The sequence below is a fragment of the Klebsiella michiganensis genome, assembly GCA_000963575.1.
Taxonomy (GTDB): Bacteria; Pseudomonadota; Gammaproteobacteria; order Enterobacterales; family Enterobacteriaceae; genus Cedecea; species Cedecea michiganensis_A.
Genome location: CP011077.1, coordinates 1,076,448 through 1,097,642 on the forward strand (window position 1 = coordinate 1,076,448; position 21,195 = coordinate 1,097,642).

Genomic DNA, 21,195 nt, shown 5'->3' on the forward strand with positions numbered 1-21,195 from the left:
AATGCCCTCACCAGACAAATTACAGCACGCCCTGAGCCAGCATCGCGTCCGCAACTTTCACAAAACCGGCGATGTTCGCACCGCGAACGTACTGGGTTTGTTTTCCTTCGCCGCCGTAATCCACGCAGGCCTGATGAATATCAAGCATGATGTGGTGCAGGCGAATGTCGACCTTTTCGGCCTTCCAGCTCAGACGGGCCGCATTCTGCGCCATTTCCAGCCCTGAAGTGGCCACGCCGCCAGCGTTTGCCGCTTTACCCGGCGCGAACAGCACGCCAGCGTCCACAAACAAATCCGTCGCGGCAATCGTGGTCGGCATATTTGCCCCTTCGGCTACGGCTTTCACGCCGTTAGCGATAAGCGTTTTCGCGGCGTCGACGTCCAGTTCGTTCTGCGTTGCACAAGGCAGAGCGATATCGACCGGGACGCTCCACGGCTGCTGGTCTTCCAGATAAGTCAGGCCAAATTCGCGGGCATAATCCGCTACCCGGCCATCGCGGCTGGCTTTGATTTCGCACAGGCGGGCCAGCTTCTCCGCGGTAAAGCCCGCTTCATCCACTACGGTACCGTTGGAATCGGATGCCGTGACCACGCGAGCGCCGAGCGACATGGCTTTTTCTATCGCATACTGAGCCACGTTGCCGGAGCCGGAAACCGCCACGCGCATGCCTTCAAAGCCCAGCCCGTGTCGCTGTAGCATGGCATCGGTGAAGTAGATCAGGCCGTAGCCGGTGGCTTCCGGGCGGATCAGGCTACCGCCGAACGATAGCCCTTTGCCGGTAAACACGCAGGCGGTGTTGTTGGAGAGCTTTTTCATCATCCCCGCCATGTAACCGACTTCGCGACCACCCACGCCGATATCCCCCGCCGGGACGTCGGTATCGGGCCCAAGGTGGCGATAAAGTTCAAGCATCAGGGCCTGGCAAAAACGCATGATTTCGCCTTCGCTTTTACCCTTCGGATTAAAGTCGCTGCCGCCTTTGCCGCCGCCCATTGGTAACGTGGTGAGGGCGTTTTTAAAAGTCTGTTCAAACCCAAGGAATTTGAGGATCGACAGATTAACGGAAGGGTGGAAGCGCATTCCGCCTTTAAATGGGCCAATGGCCGAGTTGAACTGCACGCGCCACGCCCGGTTGACCTGCACCTGATTGTGGTCATCCACCCAGGCAACGCGAAACTGGATCACGCGCTCAGGCTCCACCAGGCGTTCGAGCAGCGCCTGCTGGCGATATTGCGGATTATTTTCCAGAAACGGCCACAGCGTGCTCATCACTTCGCGAACCGCCTGAGCGAATTCTACCTGGTGCGGGTCACGGGACTGGACTGAGGTTAAAAAGTCTTCGAGAGATAGTGCTTGAGCCATCAGAGGTAACTCCTTGTTGAAGATTGTGTTGTCGGTCTTTTTTTGGGTTATTTTTCGACTATAACATTTTCTTATGAACGGGCATCAAGCGATTTTTTCACCAGAAAGGCAATAAAGAAGGGAAGCGTTTAGTAAGGCTATTTACCCTAAAAAAATCTAAACTCCGGTCTAATAACAGGCAATAAATTCTGTTCTCTGGTGGATCCCTGGCGACCGAAAACCACGATTTTCGGCCGTTTGAAATCAATTTGGGAGGCTAATTAGCCTCCCGGAAGGGGTTAGAAGTGCGTGTTGACGCTCATGTAATACGTGCGACCTGCTTCGTTGTAGGTCTCCGCGCCAGCGCCGTACATGTAGGATTTGGTGGTGTCGTTCCCGGTGGTTTGTGCATTACCCGCGCGCCAGTGGCGCTTATCCAGCAGGTTATCGATCCCGGCGGTAAAGCTGACATTTTTAGTCGCGTCCCAGGTCGCGCTCATGCCAAGAATACTATAGGGGCTGACCTCGTTGGTGTCGCTGCCGGTGACCGGGTCTCCCTTATAGTTGTACTTCTTCGGTGCCTGTTTGCCGTACCACGTCAGGGTGCTTTGCAGCGAAATGTCCGGGCGAACCTGCCAGCTCAGCGTGGAATTAATCGTGTACTCAGGGATGATCGACAGACGATCGCCGGTTTCCTTGTTTTTGCTTTGCAGCATGTAAGTCAGGTTGTTATTCCAGCTTACGGTCTCGGTCAGCGGCAGATTGATGGTGCCTTCCAGCCCTTCCACAACGGCTTTAGGCACGTTGCCCCACTGATAGATATCGGTTTTCTTGCTGTTAGAGGCGATAGGCGAATAGCCGGATTCAATTTTGTTGCGATAGTCGTTACGGAACCAGGTGAGTCCGACCTGATAGCCTTCGTGTTTGAACTCCAGGCCAATCTCTTTGTTGACGCTGGTTTCGGCTTTCAAATCCTCATTGCCCATCAGATAACAAGCCCCGGCACTCGCGGCACAGCCCTGGCCACGGCTATAGAGAATGTAGTTTGGGTTGGTCTGATACAGGCTTGGCGCTTTGTAGGCGCGGGCAATACCAAGTTTCAGCGTCAGATCTTCAACTAACTCCTGGCTCAGGTTCAGCGACGGGCTCCAGTTATCCCCCACGATGGAGTGATGATCGAAGCGCAGCCCCGGCGTCAGCATGGTGCTGCTGGTTAACTCCATGTTGTTTTCAGCGAACAGGGAGAAGATTTCCGCTTTGGAGTATGGGCTCCGGCCAGTGGATGAAATGCCAGGAATCGCCCCGCCTTCGCTTAACGACTGGGTATTGGACGACCCGTCTTTCATGCGCTGCTGATTCCATTCGCTGCCGACGGTGAGATTTTGATTCACCAACAGATTAAACGGGATGCTTGCTTCGCTGTGCAGCATGACATCGCTGAGATCGATATCCGAGAACTGGTTGTTGGAGAAGATCCCCTCCGTGCCGCCAGCCAGGCCTTCGTTCATGCGCGAGTTGCGGGTGTGTTCGTATTGCGCGTAAGAGTTGGTGGTGACGCCGTTATCCCAGCCGCCGGTCCAGGTGACGGCATAAGTCTGGCGGTAGAGGCGGTTGGTCTCTTTGCCGTAGTTATCCTTCACCAACTGACTGGTGTTTGTATTTTGTGTATCGCCTGAGTAGAGGTTACCCTGGCGGCTGTAGCCGGTTTCAAACTCCAGCGCCTGCATAGGGGCAAATTCCCAGCGAATCATTCCGTTCAGGTCTTTATGGATAACGCCTTCGCGGCCAGCAGGTAGCGTGTTGGCGTAAGACCCGGTGCGCAGCGACTGGTGCCCCTGGTTGATGTCCCAGGCGTCCGCCTGCGTTTTATCGAGGTTGCCGTAGAGGCGGAAACTCACGTCGTCACCGAGCGGCCCCGTCAGGCTGAAGTTGGTGCGTTTCGTCGCGCCTTCATCTTTATGTTCCGGGGCATTGAAATAGGTATTCCAGCTGCCGTGGAACTCGTTGCTGCTGCGTTTGGTGATGATGTTCACCACGCCGCCCGCCGCACCATTGCCGTAGCGGGCCGCTGCCGGGCCTCTCAGGACTTCAATACGCTCGATCATCTCCGGTGGAACCCAGGATGCGTCCCCGCGGGTATCGCGCTCGCCGCGCCAGCCAAGGCGTACCGAGTTGCGGCTGCTAACCGGTTTACCGTCGACCAGGATTAATGTGTTTTCAGGCCCCATACCACGAATATCGATTTGGCGACCGTTGCCGCGCTGCCCGCTGGTGGAGTTCCCGGTCAGGTTCACCCCCGGCATGGTGCGAATGATTTCAGAGACGTCGCGTGCGACAGGGTGCTTCTTTAGTTTTTCAGAGGTGATAACCGATACGCCGGGTGCCTGCAGCGTTTGCTGGGCCGCGGTGACGACCAGCGTGTCTTCATTTTCTACCGGGGCCGTCTCTGCCGCCGCCGTAAAGGTAGTGCCGTAGAGGCCCAGACTCACCAGTGTGGCGAGGGAGTACGATAATGTATTGTTCATTATTTATCCTGAGTGTCACCGCCTGCGTCCCTTAAGCTCCTTTCCCAAACGAGGAAGGACGCGGCAAAAGTGCCTGGAGTTGAAAGTGCGGAAACACGCTATCGCAAATAAAAATAATTATCAATATCTTTATCAATTGTGTCTTTGAACCCATTAAATCCGCTAATTAATCAGGTCTGGTTATCATTCCTCGCATTAACTATTCATCAATCTGATACTCCACAGTTGACCTGTCGCCGTTACGGTTGCGATACATATTTAGGTGATCTCATTAACAAACTGAGGTAAATGCCCGCCGTTTTGTCCGCTTCAGATTGTGAGAAAAGCCATTCCAGGCTAGAAACAAAATGTAACAACTCTCGGTATCCACTTAGAAAACGGACAAAATTGATGGATAAATTTGGGAAACACCTCATCTGGGTCGTGCTTGCTTTGATAGGCGCATTCGCCCTCGGCTATATCGCACTGAATCGTGGTGAACAGATAAATGCACTGTGGATTGTTATTGCCTCAGTCTGTATCTACCTGATCGCCTATCGTTACTACGGTTTGTTTATCGCTAAACGCGTGCTGACGGTGGATGCCACGCGCATGACGCCGGCCGTGCGAAACAATGACGGTCTTGATTACGTTCCCACGGATAAAAAAGTACTGTTTGGCCACCACTTTGCCGCTATCGCCGGGGCTGGCCCGCTGGTGGGGCCGGTGCTTGCCGCGCAAATGGGTTACCTGCCGGGTATGCTTTGGCTGCTGGCGGGCGTAGTGCTGGCGGGCGCCGTGCAGGACTTTATGGTGCTGTTTGTCTCCACGCGCCGCAACGGACGCTCGCTAGGGGAGTTGGTTAAAGAAGAAATGGGCAACACCGCGGGGGTTATCGCGCTGGTGGCCTGCTTTATGATCATGGTGATTATTCTGGCCGTGCTGGCGATGATCGTCGTGAAGGCGCTCACCCACAGCCCGTGGGGCACGTACACCGTGGCCTTTACCATCCCGCTGGCGCTGTTTATGGGCGTCTATATTCGCTATTTGCGCCCGGGGCGCATCGGCGAAGTTTCGGTCATTGGCCTGGTGATGCTGGTGTTTGCCATTATCTCCGGCGGCTGGGTGGCCGAGAGTGAAACCTGGGCTCCGTATTTCGACTTTACGGGCGTACAGCTGACGTGGATGCTTGTGGGCTATGGTTTTGTGGCCTCGGTACTGCCGGTGTGGCTGCTGCTAGCCCCGCGTGATTATCTCTCCACATTCCTGAAAATCGGCACCATCATCGGGCTGGCGATCGGCATTCTGATCATGCGCCCGACGCTGCAGATGCCTTCATTAACAAAATTCATCGATGGCACCGGCCCGGTGTGGAGCGGGGATCTGTTCCCGTTCCTGTTTATCACCATCGCCTGCGGGGCTGTTTCAGGCTTCCACGCGCTGATTGCTTCCGGGACCACGCCCAAAATGCTGGCGAACGAAAATCAGGCCTGTTTCATTGGCTACGGCGGCATGCTGATGGAGTCCTTTGTGGCGATCATGGCGCTGGTGGCGGCCTGTATTATCGACCCGGGCGTGTACTTCGCGATGAACAGCCCAATGGCCGTACTGGCTCCAGCGGGCACGGCGGATGTCGTCGCTTCTGCCGCGCAGGTGGTGAGCGGCTGGGGCTTCCATATCACCCCTGAAACGTTGACCAATATCGCCAACGAAGTGGGCGAACAGAGCATCATCTCCCGCGCCGGTGGGGCACCAACGCTTGCCGTGGGCATGGCTTATATCCTGCACGGTGCGCTGGGTGGGCTGATGGACGTCTCGTTCTGGTACCACTTTGCCATCCTGTTTGAAGCGCTGTTTATCCTGACGGCGGTGGATGCCGGGACTCGTGCGGCGCGTTTCATGCTGCAGGATCTGCTGGGCGTTATCTCGCCGGGGCTGAAACGGACGGATTCACTGCCGGCCAACCTGCTTGCCACCGGGCTTTGTGTGCTGGCCTGGGGTTACTTCCTGCATCAGGGCGTGGTCGATCCGCTGGGTGGCATTAACACGCTGTGGCCGCTGTTCGGTATCGCCAACCAGATGCTGGCGGGCATGGCGCTGATGTTGTGTGCAGTGGTACTGTTCAAAATGAAGAAACAACGCTATGCCTGGGTTGCGCTGATGCCGACCGCCTGGCTGCTGGTGTGTACCTTAACCGCTGGCTGGCAGAAAGCGTTCAGTTCGGATGCAAAAGTGGGCTTCCTCGCCATCGCCAACAAGTTCCAGGCGATGATCGACAGCGGCAATATTCCGGCGCAGTACACGCAGTCGCAGCTTAGCCAACTGGTGTTCAATAACCGTCTGGACGCGGGGCTGACCATCTTCTTTATGGTGGTTGTGGTAGTGCTCGGCTGGTTCTCGCTGAAAACTGCGCTTAAGGCGCTGAAGTCTGACCAACCAACGTCGAGCGAGACGCCGTACGAGCCGATGCCTGAGAATTACCAGGAGATTGTGGCGCAGGCGAAGAGCGTGCATTGATTTTTACCCTCTCCCTGGAAGGGAGAGGGGAGCAATTGAGCTTCACCTTAGCCTTGAGCGGAGAGGAGATTGGTCTTTATCTTTTCCCGCTCTCCCCTTTGGAAAGAGGGCCGGGGGGAGGGGCAACTCACTGGAGACACCATGTTCGATAATCTCGCTAAAGCCGGGAAATACCTCGGCCAGGCCGCAAAACTGATGATTGGCGTACCCGATTACGACAACTACGTGCAGCACATGCGCCAGACCCACCCGGAGCAAACGCCCATGACCTATGAAGAGTTTTTCCGCGAGCGTCAGGACGCGCGCTACGGCGGCAAAGGCGGCGCTCGTTGCTGCTAAAGCAGGGTATTGGCGTTTGATTAACTGTGACACTTCACTCGTTTTTTAGCGGACAGCAAAAATCCTGTTGTGCGAAACCGGCGAGTGTGATTTTATCAATGACGACTTTTAAAACAGATTCAGGAAACCCATGACCCATTCCCTGCAGACTTCGACCCTACTAGTTACCGCGCTACCAGCCGCGGTGGTCGTCGTGCGTGTGGTGGTGGTCGTCGGCAATGCGCCGTAGGGACTGAATCAACGCATCGATTCCAAACCCCGCCGGCGCAAACCGGGCGGGGTTTCTTGTTTTAAGTGCCTGCCCAGAAGCGAACCGGCTAATTAGAAGGACTGGAGCATGGCAATTTCGGACACACCCTCACAACGCATCACTGGTGCTCAGCTGATTGTAAAAATGCTGGAGCATCACGGGATTACCACGGTCAGCGGCATTCCAGGTGGCACCGTTCTGCCGCTCTACAATGCTCTGAGCCAAAGCACCCGCATTCGCCACGTACTGGCGCGCCACGAGCAGGGCGCGGGATTTATGGCGCAGGGCATGGCGCGTACCAGCGGCAAGCCGGCGGTCTGCATTGCCTGTAGCGGGCCGGGCGCTACAAACCTTGTCACCGCCATTGCCGATGCGCGCCTCGACTCCATCCCGCTGGTTTGTATCACCGGCCAGGTACCAACCTCGATGATTGGCGCCGATGCTTTCCAGGAAGTGGACACCTACGGTATTTCGATCCCAATCACCAAACATAACTACCTGGTGCGCAGCATCAGCGAGCTGCCGCAGGTGATTACCGACGCCTTCCGCATTGCGCAATCTGGCCGCCCTGGCCCGGTGTGGATCGATATTCCAAAAGACATTCAAACCGCTGAAATCGACATCGCCGAACTGCCGGCGGTGGCCGCGCCTTCGGCAGCTCCGGCCTTTGACCATCAGGACATCGCCCGTGCGGCGGCGATGATCAACGAAGCCAAACGTCCGGTACTTTATCTGGGGGGTGGCATCATCAGCGCTGGCGCGGCCGAACAGGCGCGTGAACTGGCTGAGCGTGCCGGGCTGCCGACAACCATGACGCTGATGGCGCTGGGCACGATCCCCGCGCAGCATCCACTCTCCCTGGGAATGTTGGGGATGCACGGGGCGCGCAGCACCAACTTTATCCTTCACGAAGCGGACCTGCTGATCGTGCTTGGAGCTCGCTTTGACGACCGCGCGATTGGCAAAACCGAAGAATTTTGCCCGAATGCAAAAATTATCCACGTCGATATCGATCGCGCCGAGCTGGGCAAAATTAAGCAGGCGAATGTGGCTATTCGCGGCGACGTGCGTGAAGTCCTGAGCCAGCTTATTCCGCAAACCAAAGCCTCACGGCGCGGCGAGTGGCTGCAAACGGTGAGCGATTTGCAGCGCGAGTTCCCGTTTGCCACGCCGGGCGCGGACAACCCGCTGATGCCTTACGGGCTGATCAAAGCTGCGGCGGCGTGCGTGGATGATGAAGCTATCGTGACCACCGACGTAGGTCAGCACCAGATGTGGGTGGCTCAGGCTTATCCGCTCAACCGTCCTCGTCAGTGGCTGACCTCTGGCGGACTTGGCACCATGGGCTTTGGCTTACCGGCAGCGGTAGGTGCGGCGCTGGCCGAGCCTGGCCGCAAGGTGCTGTGCTTCTCCGGCGACGGCAGTCTGATGATGAATATCCAGGAGATGGCGACGGCGGCGGAAAATAATCTTGATGTAAAAATCATCCTGATGAACAACCAGGCATTGGGGCTGGTGCACCAACAGCAGACGCTGTTCTACCAGCAGAATATCTTTGCCGCGACTTATCCGGGTAAGACGGATTTCATTACCATCGCGCGCGGTTTTGGCCTGGCGACCTGCGACCTGAACCAGGCGGAAGATCCGCACGCCGCGCTGCAGGAGGCGATTTCTCGCCCCGGGCCTTGCCTGATCCACGTTCGCATCGATGCGGATGAAAAAGTCTACCCAATGGTGCCGCCGGGTGCCGCCAACACTCAGATGATTGGAGAGTAAGTCATGCAACAATCAATCGCTAAACAATCAACCGTCATTCTGGAGCTTACGGTGCGCAACCACCCGGGCGTGATGTCACATATTTGCGGCCTGTTTGCCCGTAGGGCATTTAACGTGGAAGGCATTCTCTGCCTGCCGCTGCCGGAGGGGGATCAGAGCCGCATCTGGCTGCAGGTGGGGGACGACCAGCGGCTGGAGCAGATGGTCAGCCAGGTCGATAAGTTAGAGGATGTGGTGCAGATCATTCGCCACGCCGATGATCCGGGTATCTTTAACCGCCTGAGCGCATTTGTGCAGTAAATAAAACCGGGGCTTTCAGGCATATTCTTGAAAGCCCCGGGCCCGGGTGCATAAACCCCGGAAGCCGTGCCGCAATCCCCGCTTTGTGATGAACAATTACCCTCAATTTCTCTCAATAATTCGCTAGCCTGCCCTGAGAAAAATAAGCACGACTAAATTTTGTTCGTGCTTGTGTGTTGCTTTTAAGCTACATTCGGGGAGTCAAAGATGAACATAATTACGTTCTTCGAAACGGAAGAAGGAAAAACGCCGTTCAAAGATTGGCTGCGTGTGCTAGAGGATGCGAGAGCAAAAACCAAAATAGTGATGAGGGTGGACCGCCTTTCTTTTGGTAACCCCGGCGAGAGTAAACCCTGCGGGCAGGGCGTATGGGAAATGCGCATCGATGAAGGACCGGGTTACAGGGTGTACTACGCCCAGGATGGCAAAGCAGTCTGGCTGCTGCTGGCGGGGGGAGATAAACGCAATCAACAGGCGGATATCGAACGTGCAAAAAAATGGTGGCTTGAACACCAGGGGAGAAAAAATGAAATTTAGCGAATTTGATCAAACGGTTATTGATATGCTCCGCGACGATCGTGCCTTCGCCGTGGAGTACCTGAAAGAAGCTTTTATTGGGCTGGACGGTGACGACGGCGAAGCGGTGTTTCTGATTGCCATGCGCCGACTGGTAGAAGCCAGAGGTGGCTTTACGGAGATTGCCAGAGTAGCAAATCTAAACCGCGAAACGCTTTATCGCACGCTGTCCGAGCGCGGAAACCCCACCATCAAAACCACCAAAAAGGTTTTGCACGCGGTGGGGATCCACTTCTCTGAGATTGCGGGCTAGCCGCAAATCAGAAGCCCTGGCGCACCAGCAGGTCAGGCGTAATTTCGGCAATAGACTTCGCGCCGGTCAGCGTCATCGCCACGCGCATCTCTTTCTCAATCAGGCTTAGCAGGTTGCTGACGCCGGCCTCGCCGTGGGTGGCCAGCGCATACAGGAAGGCTCGTCCCAGCAGTACGGTGTCGGCGCCCAGGGCAAGCATACGCACCACGTCCAGGCCGTTACGGATGCCGCTGTCCGCCAGAATCGTAATGTCGCCTTTTACCGCATCGGCGATGGCGGGCAGGGCTCGCGCGGAGGAAAGCACGCCGTCCAGCTGGCGGCCGCCGTGGTTAGACACCACTATCCCATCGGCGCCAAAACGCACCGCATCGCGCGCATCTTCCGGATCGAGGATCCCTTTAATTACCATCGGGCCGTCCCAGAATTCACGGATCCACTCCAGGTCTTTCCAGGAGATTGACGGGTCAAAGTTATTCGCCAGCCAGCCGATGTAATCTTCCAGCCCGGTCGGTTTGCCGAGGTAGGCAGAGATATTGCCGAGATCGTGAGGACGGCCGTTTAAGCCGACATCCCATGCCCACTGCGGGTGCGTTACGGCCTGAAGATAACGGCGCATTGCCGCGTTAGGGCCGCTCATGCCTGAGTGGGCATCGCGGTAGCGAGCGCCGGGCGTGGGCATATCGACGGTGAATACCAGCGTAGAGCACCCGGCGGCTTTCGCACGCTCCAGCGCATTGCGCATAAAACCACGATCTTTCAAAACATAAAGCTGGAACCACATCGGGCGGTTAATCGCCGGCGCGACTTCCTCAATTGGGCAAACGGATACCGTTGACAGGGTAAAAGGAATACCTTTTGCTGCGGCAGCTTTTGCGGCCTGCACTTCACCCCGGCGCGCGTACATGCCACAAAGCCCCACGGGGCCGAGAGCCACCGGCATGGAGAGCGTTTCGTTAAACAACCGGGTTTCCAGACTCAGCGCCGACATATTCTTCAGTACGCGCTGCTTGAGCGCCACCTGCGTCAGATCTTCCACGTTGCGCTTCAGGGTATGCTCGGCATAGGCCCCGCCGTCAATGTAGTGGAATAAAAATGGCGGCAGAATGCGCTCGGCGGCGGCACGGTAGTCGGTTGCTGCGGAAATAATCATCGTTTCTTTTCCCTTATTTCATCACTTGCTTCGTCCGGGAGGCGGGTAATACGTGCCTGACGGGCTTCGTCTTCCTGCAGAGTCTTGATGGTGGCGTGAACGTAGCCGAGGTGCGACTGGGCGGCTCGCCTTGCGCGCTCGGCGTCTCCGGCCAGAATCGCCTGCAATAATTCGTCGTGTTGCTCGGTCAGCCCGGCAAAAATGGCCGGGACGGTGTACATGCGCTGGCGGCTGTGAAGCACCGAAGATTGCAGCAGGTCGAAGAACCCGCGCATGGTCTGGAGCAGCACGATATTGTGGGAGGCTTCGGCGATTGCCAGGTGAAAACGAACGTCGGCCTGCGCGGCGAGATCCGGGTCGTCGCTCTCTTTAAATTTGAGCGTGGCATCAAAACAGGCGATCAGCTTTTCTTTGTCAGCCTGCGTCGCCCGCATTGCCGCGTACCAGGCCGTACTGCCTTCAATGGAATGTCTCGCTTCGAGGATATCTAACTGGTAATTAGGATCGCCCTCAACCAGCGTTTTCAGCGGCTGCACGATGCGCTGTTCCGACCATTGCTCGGTCTGGTAGCGCAGATAAGTGCCGCCGCCGCGTCGGCTGGCGAGCACGCCTTCGCCAATCAGCTTTTGAATCGCCTCACGTAAAATCGAGCGTGAACAGCCCAGCTCGGCGGCCAACTGGCGTTCGGCGGGCAACCGCATGCCCGCCTCCAGGTGACGTTCTTCAATCAGCGTCTTAACACGCTCAACCATCTGGTCGGCAAGGCGTGGAACAGCTTGGGTCATGGGATCATCCAGGTTAAAACGTAAGCCTGCAGCGTGGTAATCACCCCCACCATGCAGGTAAAAATCAGGCTGTGCTTCACGGTAAAGCGGAACAGATCCGACTCTTTACCAACCAGCCCCACCGCCGCACAGGCAATGGCAATCGACTGCGGCGAAATCATCTTTCCGGTCACGCCGCCGGTGGTATTGGCCGCCACCAGAAGCAGGTCTGAGACGCCAATCTGCTGCGCGGTCGTGGCCTGCAGTGCGGCAAAGAGCGCGTTAGACGAGGTGTCCGATCCGGTCAGGAACACGCCCAGCCAGCCAAGGAACGGCGAGAAGAAAGTGAAGGCGTGGCCGGTATGTGCCAGGGCCAGGGCCAGCGTCGCCGACAGCCCGGAATAGTTGGAGATAAAAGCAAACGCCAGCACCATGCCAATGGAGTAAATCGGCAGCGCCAGCTCCTTGAGCGTCTCTCCAAAGGTCACCAGTGCTGCTTTCGGCTTCATGCGCAGGTAAACGATTGAGATCAGCGCCGCGACCAGGATTGCCGTACCGGTGGCTGACAGCCAGTCGAACTTAAACACCGCCGCGTAAGGTGCGCTTGCGGCAACGACCGGCGGCATTTTGGCGACCAGGTTATCCAGGAAAGGCACCGGGAAATTATAGACCCAGTCGGCCATCGCGCCGCCTTTGGCGAACAGCGCTTTAAACGGCGGAATACTCCACAGCGTGACCGTGGCCGTTAAAAACAGGAACGGCATCCAGGCTTTGACAATCTGCCCGGTCGTGTATTTCTTTGACGACTGCTCGTGCAGGGTTGCAGCCGCCCCCTCGCTATCAAAGCGGAAAATACGTCCTGGCTTCCAGACCCGCAGGAACGCCGTCAGGCACACCAGCGACACCAGCGAGGAGATGATGTCCGGCAGCTCGGGGCCGATAAAGTTAGAGCTAAGATACTGGGCGATAGCAAACGAGCCGCCTGCGACCATCACCGCAGGCCATGTCTCTTTGATGCCGCGCCAGCCGTCCATAATTGCCATGATCCAGAACAGCACAATAATCGTCAGGAACGGCAGCTGACGGCCCACCATCTGGCCGATTTCGAAGCTGTCCAGGCCAGTGACCTGTCCGGCGACGATAATCGGGATCCCCATTGCGCCGAAGGCCACCGGCGCAGTGTTCACTATCAGGCACAAGCCCGCGGCATAAAGCGGCTTGAAGCCAAGGCCAACCAGCAGCGCAGCGGTAATCGCGACCGGCGCACCAAACCCGGCGGCACCTTCCAGAAACGCCCCGAAAGAGAAACCGACGATCAGCATTTGCAGGCGCTGATCCGGCGTAATCGACAGGATGGAGGAACGAATAATGTCGAACTGTCCGGTTTTGACCGAAATCTTGTAGACAAACACCGCGGCAACAATAATCCAGGCGATGGGCCACAGGCCATAAAAGAACCCATACACCACCGAGGCAAGCGCGCGATCTACCGGCATGCGGTATAAAAATAAGGCAACCAGCAGGGCGATAAATACCGTCAGCGTTGCCGCTTTGTAGCCCTTCATCCGTAGCTTAATCAGCGCGAAGAAGAAGAACAGAATCGGGAGCGCGGCAATCAGACTCGACAGCCAGATATTTCCAAGCGGGTCGTAGAGTTGGGGCCAGACTTGCATGCAGGTGTTCTCCAGGGTGAGGCGTTTATCGTTTTTTATTTGATTGGTAGGACCAATTTTGCTTTGTAGAGCAAATGATGGCTAATGGTTAATCTTGTGTTAACGATTGGCAACGCCCCGGCGAGTGTTTATCGGCGTTTTGTAGAAAAGGGCACGTTTTTAGTCAGATTGGTAGGACCAAAAAACTCTCCTCCGGGCGGAGGAGAGGGATAAATGTTAAAGCTCCTGGCGGGTAGGGCGGAACAGAATTTCGTTAATGTCGACCTCTTCCGGTTGGCTGATGGCGAAGGCGACCACGCTCGCAAACGACTCGGCGGAGATCGCGACGTCGTCGTAGAACTGTTGGATGTTTGCCGCCACGTCCGCCTCGGTAATGCTGGCGACCAGCTCGCTCTCAACGGCACCCGGCGAGATGATGGTCGTGCGGATGTTGTAAGGTTTTACCTCCTGACGCAGCCCTTCAGATATCACCCGTACCGCGGTTTTGGTGGCCGCGTAAACCGCGCTGCCTGGGCGAACCTTGTGCCCCGCGACGGAAGAGGTATTAATGATATGGCCGCTTTTTTGCCGCTGCATATAAGGCAGGGCGGCGGCGATGCCGTACAGCACGCCCTTAAGGTTGACGTCTATCATCGCGTTCCAGTCATCAAACTTTTTGCGTTCCAGCAGCGAATGGGGCATCAGGCCCGCATTGTTGACCATCACATCGACTCGCCCATACAGCGCCACGGCTTTATCGACCAGCGCCTGCACCTGCTCAGGCTGAGTCACATCGGTCTGCACCGCGGCCTCAGGGTTCAGGTTCAGATCCTGCGCCAGCTTTTTTAACCGCTCGAGTCGGCGCGCGCCCAGTACCAGCTTAGCGCCGTCTTTTACCAGCCGGCGCGCCAGAGCCTCACCCAGCCCGCTGCTGGCGCCGGTGATAACGACAACTTTGTTTTCAATACCCTGTACCATGTCACCTCCGTCGCTATTTTTTGTACTGCTCATCGCTGACTTTTTCCAGCCACTCCACGGGGCTGCCGTTTAAGGACTCGGCAATGGCGATATGCGTCATTGCCGTATCCGGTGATGCGCCATGCCAGTGTTTTATCCCTTCGGGTATCCAGGCGATATCGCCCTGATTCAGCTCCTGAATCTCCTCCCCCCATTCCTGTAGCCACCCGCGCCCCTGAGTCACGATCAGCGTTTGACCCAGCGGATGCGTATGCCAGGCCGTGCGTGCGCCGGGCTCAAAGGTGACTATGGCCCCGCCAACGCGGGCGTTGTCTGTGCCGCTAAAGGGCGAATCAATACGTACCTTGCCGGTAAAATAATTCTCTGGCCCCTGCTGTGAGGGCTGTGAGCCGCTGCGGATAATTTTCATCAAATGCTCCAGTCGAGAAGGTCATCATTCGTCGTCATACCGTAGCCCCGAACAGCGCAGCGGACTAGTCGGGGAAAAGTACAAGAGCTTATGAATTCAGCTCATGAATCTCGCTATACTGAGGATAGTCTGTGGCTGAGTAAGGCGCGTATAAGCATGCTGAAAGAGAACTTCAACGATCTAATGTCATTTATGGCGGTGGCTCGCGAGCGCAGTTTTACCCGCGCGGCGGCCAAGCTTGGCGTTTCCCAGTCCGCCCTTAGCCACGCGATTCGTGGACTTGAGGAGCGTCTTCAGCTGCGTTTACTTACCCGTACCACGCGCAGCGTCGCCCCTACAGAAGCCGGTGAAAAGCTGCTTGCCAGCCTGGCGCCTCGCTTTGCTGACCTTGAAAATGAACTGGTTACGCTGAGCGAAATGCGCGATCGACCGGCAGGTAATATTCGCCTGACCGCGGCCGAACACAGCATGCAGTCGGTTTTATGGCCGGTGCTGCGAACTTTTCTGGTCGATTACCCGGACATAAACATAGAAATCAGCGTGGATAACGCGTTGACCGATATCGTCAGCGGGCAGTTCGACGCCGGTATTCGGCTCGGCGAGCAGGTGGCTAAAGATATGGTGGCCGTGCGCCTGGGCCCGGAACTCAGTATGTCGGTTATTGGTTCCCCGGCCTATTTTGCAACACATAGCCACCCGATGACGCCGCAGGATCTCCAGCAGCACAATTGCATCAATATGCGCCTGCCTACCCTGGGAGGGCTCTATGCCTGGGAATTTGAAAAAGACGGCCGCGAACTGAAAATTCGCGTGGACGGGCAATTAACGTTCAATAGCCTGCGTCAGCGCATTGATGCGGCGCTGCATGGCCTCGGCCTGGCGTTTGTGCCGAGCGACACGGTGACTAACGAGATTGCCGAAGGGCGACTGGTTCGGGTGCTTGAGGCCTGGTGCAAACCATTCCCCGGTTATTACCTTTACTACCCCAGCCGTAAGCAGCACACGACCGCCTTCTCCCTGCTGGTGGATGCGCTGAGATATTCGTCCTGACCGGCAGATGATGAACGGAGCTTACTCTTGCCGCAGGCGAGGCGCGCTAAAATTACGCGCCGCGCCTGCCTTACCCTCAGGCTAGCTTCAGCACTCTGTCCAGCGACCAGCGGCCTGCGCCGCGGGCGATAATCAGCAGCAATAACCCGCCCCAGATCAGGTGCGTGGGCCATGCGTCCGGGTAGACAAAAATTTCAATCACCAGGGTCATAAACAGCAGTCCTGCGGCCGCGAAGCGTGAAAGCAATCCCAGCACCAGCAGAACAGGGAAGGTATGTTCGGCCAGCGTGGCCAGGTGCGCGGCGATGTCATAGGGGATAAGCGGCAGCGCGTATTCGGTGCGGAACAGTTCGTAGGTGGACGGTTTTAGCGTCATGAACCCCGTCACTTTGGTGCGGCCGGAGAGGAAGAACACGGCGGCTATACCCACTCGGGCTACCAGCAACAGCACGTTGTCGCCAATGCCTCTCTGGATCCGACCCCAGAGTCTGTTCCACAGAGAGCATCCCCCCTGCGTAGTCATTTTTTGTTCAGATACTTTCATCATTTAGCCTCAAAGAGTGTTATTCACATGCGGCGAATACGCCGCTGCTGAGCAGGTGGCTGAAAAAAGGGCCGAGGGCGAGAGTGGGCTCGGCAACCAGCGCCTGTTCACTGGCCTGGTCGAGGGTTGCCCCCTGGCCGCAGGCGGTCAGAAAGGCCGAGCCGCCCTGGCTTAAGGGGTCGGCAAAAATGTGCCGCTGGCGGCGAACCAGCAGGGCGCCTTCCCCCTGCCAGTGAATCGTCTCCGGCGCAGCTTTTTGCTCGCGGTTGAACGCCCAGAGCGTGAACACCGGCAGCGTGGGGTGCCAGTACCAGCGAACGCTGTCCCGCAGCCGTAATGATGTGGTTCCCAACGAGTCTGCTGCGGTATTGGCCAGGGCATGAACATCCAGCGGAGCCGAGGCCGGGGCGCAAAACACGTCCAGCCACAGCTTGTCCAGCTCGGCCACCGCGCTTAAATACGGCAGTTCTCTGGCCGGCGGGTAAGCGCTAATGAAGGTGGGAAAGGCATCGCCGTAGCGAACCAGTTCGCCTCCGTGTGGAGGCCGTTCCAGCGCGTAGCCGCGCGCCATTTCGCGGAAAAAGTCGCTGCCGGTAAGCCGCGAAACGCTGGGGAAGTTAGCTTCCAGGGCGTCAACGCAGGCTTTGATCACGCCGTTGCGGTAAACGGCAAGGCCGGGCTGCGGCTGGAGATGACTAAGTTCGGGGCGTGCTTCGCCATACAGCAGGCCAATAAATGCCTCGTGGTAGCGACTTAACTGAGTGCTCATTCGGCGGCTCCCATTGTGTCGATGATGCGCTGAGCGCGCTGCTGCTCGGCCAGCAACACGCTAAACGCGGGCAGGTTGTCATCCCGTTCGATAAGCGTGGGCTTTGCCCCCGCTCGCTGAATCAGGTGCGTATACAGCAGCCAGACCTCCTCGGAGATCGACTGGTCGTGGCTGTCGATCAGCAAAGAGCTGCCGCCTTCGTCGACGCTAAAGCCCGCCAGATGAATCTCCGTGACGCGTTCGACCGGGAAACGGCTCAGCCAGGTTGTGGCCTCAAAGCCGAGATTGTGGGCGCTAAGCCAGACGTTGTTCAGATCCAGCAGCAGGCCGCATCCGCTCCGACGGCTGACTTCGTCGAGAAATTCGATTTCTTCCCACTCATGTTCCGGCATCTGCAAATAATGCGTGGGGTTTTCCAGTGAAATCTGGCAGCCAAGCGCGTCCTGGGTGCGGGTAATGTTATCGACAAGGCGGTGCATTAATCGCGTAGTCCTCGGCACCGGCAGCAGGTCAGGGTAATAAATGCCGTTCCAGCGCGACCAGGCCAGGTGCTCTGAAACAAGGGCAGGTTTAAGGTCGGTCACAAGCGCTCGTAGCTGTGAGAGCAACTGCGCATCCGGCGGCGCGTCACTCGCCAGCGAAAGCGATACGCCGTGCAGCGAGATCTGGTGCTGCTGGCGGATGGCCGCCAGCCACTCTCTGCGCGGGCCACCCGCCATGAGATAATTTTCACTGTGAACCTCGAACCAGAGTGTTGATGGACTGGCCCAGGCGTCGGCGTAATGCTCGGGCTTAAGGCCTAATCCGGCGCCTAAATGGTGCGTCATCGTCATGGGAGTGGCCCTTTTATTAACCTTCGGTCAGCGAGCCGTGGCCATTTGGCGTTTGGATCGCTGTGCAGGTGCCCGCCGGCACCATCTTGTAGGCATTTTTCTGGTAATCGACCTTAGAAGTCCCTGCGCAGGTGGTGCCGGCGCCGGCTTTGCAGTCGTTATCTGCAGCTTTGGCTATTCCAAAGCAGCGCTCAAGGTTTGGCCCGGTTAATTCGGCGGCAAAAGAAGCCGCGCTGAAAGACACCAAAGAAAGGGCAATAGCGGACATAGCAATACGGTTCATCGTGTTCTCCAGATAATTAAAATGAAATTAGGGGGCGGTAAATAATCGACTAATTATTGAGAGCGTTATTTCCTCCTGACTGAATAAGGCGAGTTAATTCCCCGAAGTAATATTCACGGCTTTAAATATCGTGCGTGCGACATTTCTCGGGTCATACAGCATCGGCACATGGCTGACCGGCAGCTCGGTGACGTGTGCATGGATTTTCTTCGCCATTGCCCGCTCCAGGTCCGGGTTAATCATCCGGTCATTGCTGCCGACCAGGAACCAGCTTGGCTTCTGCTGCCAGGCAGCGGTGGTCACTTTTTCGGTGAAGCTTGCGGCGGCGATCGGCATCTGGGTGATGCCGATAATGTTCTGCGCCTCAGGCGTCGCATCCTGAGCAAAGTCGGTGGCCACGGCCTTCGGGTCGAGGCTCAGGAAGCCGTCCTCGCCCTTGATGATTTTTGCGCTGCCGGGCGGGGCGGGGAAGCTGTTGGCCAGGTCTGCCGTCGACTGACCCGGCGATGGCGCAAAGGCGTTGATGTACACCAGCCCTTTAACTTTCGGGTCATTGCCGGCCTCGGTAATGACCGTGCCACCCCAGGAATGGCCGACCAGAATAACGTCGCCTTTAGCACGGGCGATGGCGCGTTTGGTCGCCGCTACGTCATCTTTCAGCGATGTGAGCGGGATTTGTGCGGTGATGATTTCGTAGTGGCGCGTTTGCAGCACCGGGATCACCTGCTCCCAACTGCCGGTCGCATCGGCGAAGGCACCGTGCACTAACACGATGGTGTGCTGCGTTTCCGCCTGGGCGGCAAACCCGGTCATCAGGCCAGCCGCAGCCAGCGCCAGCAGCGTTTTACGCGTGGGTTTCATCTTCTTTTCCTGTTTTAAAAGGGACGGGGTTAATTAGCGGTAAATATCGGCGCTGCCAAAGAAGCTGTTGTTGCCGCCAGCGGAGACGACTCGCCAGGCGCTGGCTCCGGCTTTTTCAGCTTTTTCAGCCAGTTTTTCATTAAGCTGGTCGAGGGACAGGGTGGTGCTGCTGCTTTCTGAGACGGTGCCAATTTTGACCAGGCCCTGGGCGCTATGGACTTCTTTGGCAGCAAAAGCGGGCGCTACAGCAGCGGCAAGGACGAGCGGGAGAATAACGTTGCGGAACAGTTTCATCATAAGCCTCACATATCAGGTCGTGGAACACGTTGCCGCCGGAAGGTGGCGGATGCGCTTATTTAACGCCTGGTTTGTATGTGGGCTGTGTCAGAGGAAAGGGGATTTGTTTTGTTGTTTAGCAGCAGGGGATGTGGATACAAAACAACACAATTCTTTTGTTTCTTGCTGAGGTAACCCCTCTCCCCGGGCGGGAGGAGGGGTAATGGGCGGCTACTTGATGCCTTCCCGGTTCTCTTTTTTGGCTTCTTCGGCCTCGATGGCGCGATACCAGCGCGGATGGTGCTTCTTCGCCCAGCGGCGGCTGACCTTACCGACGATCATGCCCTTAATCGACCCTTTCACCCAAAATGCCATGTACATATGGATCAGGATGGCGTGAATCAAAATAATGGCTGCCGCGGCGTGGACCAACAGGCTGTAGCGAATCATCCACATCGGGAAGTAGTGCGCAAACCAGGGCCGCCAGATGATAATCCCGGTCACCAGCAGCACGAAGATCATGCTCATAATGCTCCAGAACATCATCTTCTGCCCGGCGTTGTACTTGCCCACATCCGCCACTTTATGCTCGTTGCCTTTCAGCACCTCAACGATCCCCTTCAGCCAGGGTAAATCCTGCTTATCGGGAATGTTGTGATGCACGAAGCGCCCGAACATAAACATCAGCGCCACAAAGATAGCCACGCCAAAGAACGGGTGAAGAATACGCCCCATCTGCGGCGTGCCGAAGGTTTCCGTCAGCCATTGCAGCGTCGGGAAGAACAGGGCAATGCCGGATAGCGACACGAGGAAGAAACAAATCACCACCGTCCAGTGGCAGGCCCGGTCGATGAATTTCGTTCTGAGGATCATCTTACTCATGCTTATCTGCCTCGTCTTCGTCCACCTCTTCGTTTGGTCCGATCCCGACATAGTGGAAAATCAGGGCCGCGAAGGTGGCAACAAACCCTGCGGCTGAGAGCGGCTTCAGAATGCCTTTCCACAGGTTGATTGGGGTATCAATTTTTGGCTCTTTCGGCAGGTTGTGGTACAGCTCCGGCTGGTTCGCGTGGTGCAGCACGTATATGACGTGCGTGCCGCCCACGCCCTGCGGGTTGTAAACGCCCGCCTGCTCAAAGCCGCGTTTTTTCAGCTTCTCAACGCGCTGATCTGCCATTTCCAGCATTTCTTTGCGAGTGCCAAAGCGAATCGCGCCGGTGGGGCAGGTTTTCACGCAGGCGGGCTCCTGGCCCACGCTCACGCGGTCAACGCACAGGGTGCATTTATAAACGCGGTTATCGTCTTTGTTCAGGCGAGGAACGTTGAACGGGCAGCCAGCGATGCAATAGCCGCAGCCGATGCAGTGCTCGGACTGGAAGTCCACGATGCCGTTGGCGTACTGAATAATCGCCCCGGCCGACGGGCAGGCCTTGAGGCAGCCAGGATCTTCGCAGTGCATACAGCCGTCTTTGCGGATCAGCCATTCCAGCCTGCCGTTTTCACGGGTTTCCGAAAAACGCATCAGCGTCCAGGACTTGGCGCTCAGGTCGGCGGGGTTGTCGTAAACCCCCACGCAGTGGCCTACTTCGTCGCGAATGTCATTCCACTCCGAGCAGGCAACCTGGCAGGCTTTGCAGCCGATGCAGCTTGAGACATCGATGAGCTTGGTGACCTCTTCCTTGAAGTCACGCGCCCGCGGCGGCGGCGTGAAGCCGTTGGTCGCCGAGCGTTTGATAATATCCTGAGATTGCATGGACATTGTTTTCTCC

The 21,195-nt window shown here is 57.0% G+C and carries 22 protein-coding genes; 7 read left to right on the forward strand and 15 right to left on the reverse strand.

The genetic code is table 11. The annotated features are described in order from the left end of the window. Positions 1 to 19: 19 nt before the first annotated feature. Positions 20 to 1,363 (reverse strand): glutamate dehydrogenase, encoded by a 1,344-nt coding sequence (locus VW41_05015; GenBank protein ID AJZ88450.1) that lies wholly within the window; start codon positions 1,361 to 1,363, stop codon positions 20 to 22. A gap of 278 nt (positions 1,364 to 1,641) precedes the next feature. Continuing rightward, positions 1,642 to 3,867: an outer membrane receptor protein gene (locus VW41_05020; GenBank protein AJZ88451.1), complete on the reverse strand. Its 2,226-nt coding sequence runs from the start codon at positions 3,865 to 3,867 to the stop codon at positions 1,642 to 1,644. Between the two features lie 390 nt (positions 3,868 to 4,257). Between VW41_05020 and VW41_05025 the strand changes: the two genes are divergently transcribed. The 6 genes from VW41_05025 to VW41_05050 all read left to right on the forward strand — a co-directional run bounded on the left by VW41_05025 (position 4,258) and on the right by VW41_05050 (position 9,857). Next, complete coding sequence (locus VW41_05025) at positions 4,258 to 6,363, forward strand: carbon starvation protein A (GenBank protein ID AJZ88452.1); 2,106 nt, start codon at positions 4,258 to 4,260, stop codon at positions 6,361 to 6,363. Between the two features lie 141 nt (positions 6,364 to 6,504). Beyond that, a complete protein-coding gene (locus VW41_05030) occupies positions 6,505 to 6,702 on the forward strand; it encodes a hypothetical protein (GenBank protein AJZ88453.1) in 198 nt (65 codons plus the stop codon). A 337-nt stretch (positions 6,703 to 7,039) separates the two neighbouring features. Continuing rightward, positions 7,040 to 8,728 (forward strand): acetolactate synthase catalytic subunit, encoded by a 1,689-nt coding sequence (locus VW41_05035; protein AJZ88454.1) that lies wholly within the window; start codon positions 7,040 to 7,042, stop codon positions 8,726 to 8,728. 3 nt (positions 8,729 to 8,731) lie between these two features. Next, positions 8,732 to 9,028, forward strand: coding sequence for an acetolactate synthase 1 regulatory subunit (locus VW41_05040; protein AJZ88455.1), 297 nt, complete (start codon positions 8,732 to 8,734; stop codon positions 9,026 to 9,028). Between the two features lie 207 nt (positions 9,029 to 9,235). Beyond that, complete coding sequence (locus VW41_05045; GenBank protein AJZ88456.1) at positions 9,236 to 9,565, forward strand: addiction module protein; 330 nt, start codon at positions 9,236 to 9,238, stop codon at positions 9,563 to 9,565. Beyond that, positions 9,555 to 9,857 carry a DNA-binding protein gene (locus tag VW41_05050; GenBank protein AJZ88457.1) on the forward strand — a complete coding sequence of 101 codons (303 nt, stop codon included), beginning with the start codon at positions 9,555 to 9,557 and terminating at the stop codon, positions 9,855 to 9,857. The genes VW41_05045 and VW41_05050 overlap by 11 nt, the downstream gene beginning before the upstream one ends. Before the next feature lie 7 nt (positions 9,858 to 9,864). Here VW41_05050 and lldD read toward each other — a convergent pair whose 3' ends face one another. The 5 genes from lldD to VW41_05075 all read right to left on the reverse strand — a co-directional run bounded on the left by lldD (position 9,865) and on the right by VW41_05075 (position 14,810). After that, a complete protein-coding gene (gene lldD, locus VW41_05055) occupies positions 9,865 to 11,007 on the reverse strand; it encodes a lactate dehydrogenase (GenBank protein AJZ88458.1) in 1,143 nt (380 codons plus the stop codon). Further along, positions 11,004 to 11,792 (reverse strand): transcriptional regulator, encoded by a 789-nt coding sequence (locus tag VW41_05060; protein AJZ88459.1) that lies wholly within the window; start codon positions 11,790 to 11,792, stop codon positions 11,004 to 11,006. Before VW41_05060 ends, lldD begins: the two co-directional genes overlap by 4 nt. Further along, a complete protein-coding gene (locus VW41_05065; protein AJZ88460.1) occupies positions 11,789 to 13,444 on the reverse strand; it encodes an L-lactate permease in 1,656 nt (551 codons plus the stop codon). Before VW41_05065 ends, VW41_05060 begins: the two co-directional genes overlap by 4 nt. Before the next feature lie 216 nt (positions 13,445 to 13,660). Then, positions 13,661 to 14,401, reverse strand: coding sequence for an oxidoreductase (locus tag VW41_05070; protein ID AJZ88461.1), 741 nt, complete (start codon positions 14,399 to 14,401; stop codon positions 13,661 to 13,663). Between the two features lie 13 nt (positions 14,402 to 14,414). Continuing rightward, positions 14,415 to 14,810, reverse strand: a complete 396-nt coding sequence (locus VW41_05075; protein ID AJZ88462.1) for a germin — start codon at positions 14,808 to 14,810, stop codon at positions 14,415 to 14,417. A 156-nt stretch (positions 14,811 to 14,966) separates the two neighbouring features. Here VW41_05075 and VW41_05080 point away from each other — a divergent pair, with 156 nt between their 5' ends. Continuing rightward, the gene (locus VW41_05080; protein ID AJZ88463.1) at positions 14,967 to 15,860 is read left to right on the forward strand and encodes a LysR family transcriptional regulator; all 894 of its coding nucleotides are present in this window, start codon (positions 14,967 to 14,969) and stop codon (positions 15,858 to 15,860) included. A gap of 76 nt (positions 15,861 to 15,936) precedes the next feature. On the opposite strand, the gene VW41_05085 is transcribed toward VW41_05080, so the two are convergent. The 8 genes from VW41_05085 to VW41_05120 form a co-directional block, all read right to left on the reverse strand. Beyond that, entirely contained in the window at positions 15,937 to 16,383 is a 447-nt protein-coding gene (locus VW41_05085; protein AJZ91861.1) for a DoxX family protein, read from the reverse strand. 40 nt (positions 16,384 to 16,423) lie between these two features. Further along, a complete protein-coding gene (locus VW41_05090) occupies positions 16,424 to 17,173 on the reverse strand; it encodes a hypothetical protein (protein AJZ88464.1) in 750 nt (249 codons plus the stop codon). Beyond that, positions 17,170 to 18,000 (reverse strand): hypothetical protein, encoded by an 831-nt coding sequence (locus tag VW41_05095; GenBank protein ID AJZ91862.1) that lies wholly within the window; start codon positions 17,998 to 18,000, stop codon positions 17,170 to 17,172. The genes VW41_05090 and VW41_05095 overlap by 4 nt, the downstream gene beginning before the upstream one ends. Positions 18,001 to 18,022: 22 nt before the next feature. Beyond that, positions 18,023 to 18,289, reverse strand: coding sequence for a membrane protein (locus VW41_05100; GenBank protein ID AJZ88465.1), 267 nt, complete (start codon positions 18,287 to 18,289; stop codon positions 18,023 to 18,025). A gap of 93 nt (positions 18,290 to 18,382) precedes the next feature. Beyond that, a complete protein-coding gene (locus VW41_05105; GenBank protein AJZ88466.1) occupies positions 18,383 to 19,150 on the reverse strand; it encodes a signal peptide protein in 768 nt (255 codons plus the stop codon). Positions 19,151 to 19,183: 33 nt separating this feature from the next. Beyond that, positions 19,184 to 19,444 carry a hypothetical protein gene (locus VW41_05110; protein AJZ88467.1) on the reverse strand — a complete coding sequence of 87 codons (261 nt, stop codon included), beginning with the start codon at positions 19,442 to 19,444 and terminating at the stop codon, positions 19,184 to 19,186. Positions 19,445 to 19,657: 213 nt separating this feature from the next. After that, the gene (locus VW41_05115) at positions 19,658 to 20,314 is read right to left on the reverse strand and encodes a formate dehydrogenase (protein AJZ91863.1); all 657 of its coding nucleotides are present in this window, start codon (positions 20,312 to 20,314) and stop codon (positions 19,658 to 19,660) included. Further along, positions 20,301 to 21,185 (reverse strand): formate dehydrogenase, encoded by an 885-nt coding sequence (locus VW41_05120; GenBank protein AJZ88468.1) that lies wholly within the window; start codon positions 21,183 to 21,185, stop codon positions 20,301 to 20,303. The genes VW41_05115 and VW41_05120 overlap by 14 nt, the downstream gene beginning before the upstream one ends. Positions 21,186 to 21,195: the final 10 nt, after the last annotated feature.

Excerpts from the sequence above, each read along its gene's own strand:
- VW41_05015 (AJZ88450.1), bottom strand. The coding sequence starts at position 1,363 with ATGGCTCAAGCACTATCTCTCGAAGACTTTTTAACCTCAGTCCAGTCC.
- VW41_05020 (AJZ88451.1), bottom strand. The coding sequence starts at position 3,867 with ATGAACAATACATTATCGTACTCCCTCGCCACACTGGTGAGTCTGGGC.
- VW41_05025 (AJZ88452.1), top strand. The coding sequence starts at position 4,258 with ATGGATAAATTTGGGAAACACCTCATCTGGGTCGTGCTTGCTTTGATA.
- VW41_05030 (AJZ88453.1), top strand. The coding sequence starts at position 6,505 with ATGTTCGATAATCTCGCTAAAGCCGGGAAATACCTCGGCCAGGCCGCA.
- VW41_05035 (AJZ88454.1), top strand. The coding sequence starts at position 7,040 with ATGGCAATTTCGGACACACCCTCACAACGCATCACTGGTGCTCAGCTG.
- VW41_05040 (AJZ88455.1), top strand. The coding sequence starts at position 8,732 with ATGCAACAATCAATCGCTAAACAATCAACCGTCATTCTGGAGCTTACG.
- VW41_05045 (AJZ88456.1), top strand. The coding sequence starts at position 9,236 with ATGAACATAATTACGTTCTTCGAAACGGAAGAAGGAAAAACGCCGTTC.
- VW41_05050 (AJZ88457.1), top strand. The coding sequence starts at position 9,555 with ATGAAATTTAGCGAATTTGATCAAACGGTTATTGATATGCTCCGCGAC.
- lldD (AJZ88458.1), bottom strand. The coding sequence starts at position 11,007 with ATGATTATTTCCGCAGCAACCGACTACCGTGCCGCCGCCGAGCGCATT.
- VW41_05060 (AJZ88459.1), bottom strand. The coding sequence starts at position 11,792 with ATGACCCAAGCTGTTCCACGCCTTGCCGACCAGATGGTTGAGCGTGTT.
- VW41_05065 (AJZ88460.1), bottom strand. The coding sequence starts at position 13,444 with ATGCAAGTCTGGCCCCAACTCTACGACCCGCTTGGAAATATCTGGCTG.
- VW41_05070 (AJZ88461.1), bottom strand. The coding sequence starts at position 14,401 with ATGGTACAGGGTATTGAAAACAAAGTTGTCGTTATCACCGGCGCCAGC.
- VW41_05075 (AJZ88462.1), bottom strand. The coding sequence starts at position 14,810 with ATGAAAATTATCCGCAGCGGCTCACAGCCCTCACAGCAGGGGCCAGAG.
- VW41_05080 (AJZ88463.1), top strand. The coding sequence starts at position 14,967 with ATGCTGAAAGAGAACTTCAACGATCTAATGTCATTTATGGCGGTGGCT.
- VW41_05085 (AJZ91861.1), bottom strand. The coding sequence starts at position 16,383 with ATGACTACGCAGGGGGGATGCTCTCTGTGGAACAGACTCTGGGGTCGG.
- VW41_05090 (AJZ88464.1), bottom strand. The coding sequence starts at position 17,173 with ATGAGCACTCAGTTAAGTCGCTACCACGAGGCATTTATTGGCCTGCTG.
- VW41_05095 (AJZ91862.1), bottom strand. The coding sequence starts at position 18,000 with ATGACGCACCATTTAGGCGCCGGATTAGGCCTTAAGCCCGAGCATTAC.
- VW41_05100 (AJZ88465.1), bottom strand. The coding sequence starts at position 18,289 with ATGAACCGTATTGCTATGTCCGCTATTGCCCTTTCTTTGGTGTCTTTC.
- VW41_05105 (AJZ88466.1), bottom strand. The coding sequence starts at position 19,150 with ATGAAACCCACGCGTAAAACGCTGCTGGCGCTGGCTGCGGCTGGCCTG.
- VW41_05110 (AJZ88467.1), bottom strand. The coding sequence starts at position 19,444 with ATGAAACTGTTCCGCAACGTTATTCTCCCGCTCGTCCTTGCCGCTGCT.
- VW41_05120 (AJZ88468.1), bottom strand. The coding sequence starts at position 21,185 with ATGTCCATGCAATCTCAGGATATTATCAAACGCTCGGCGACCAACGGC.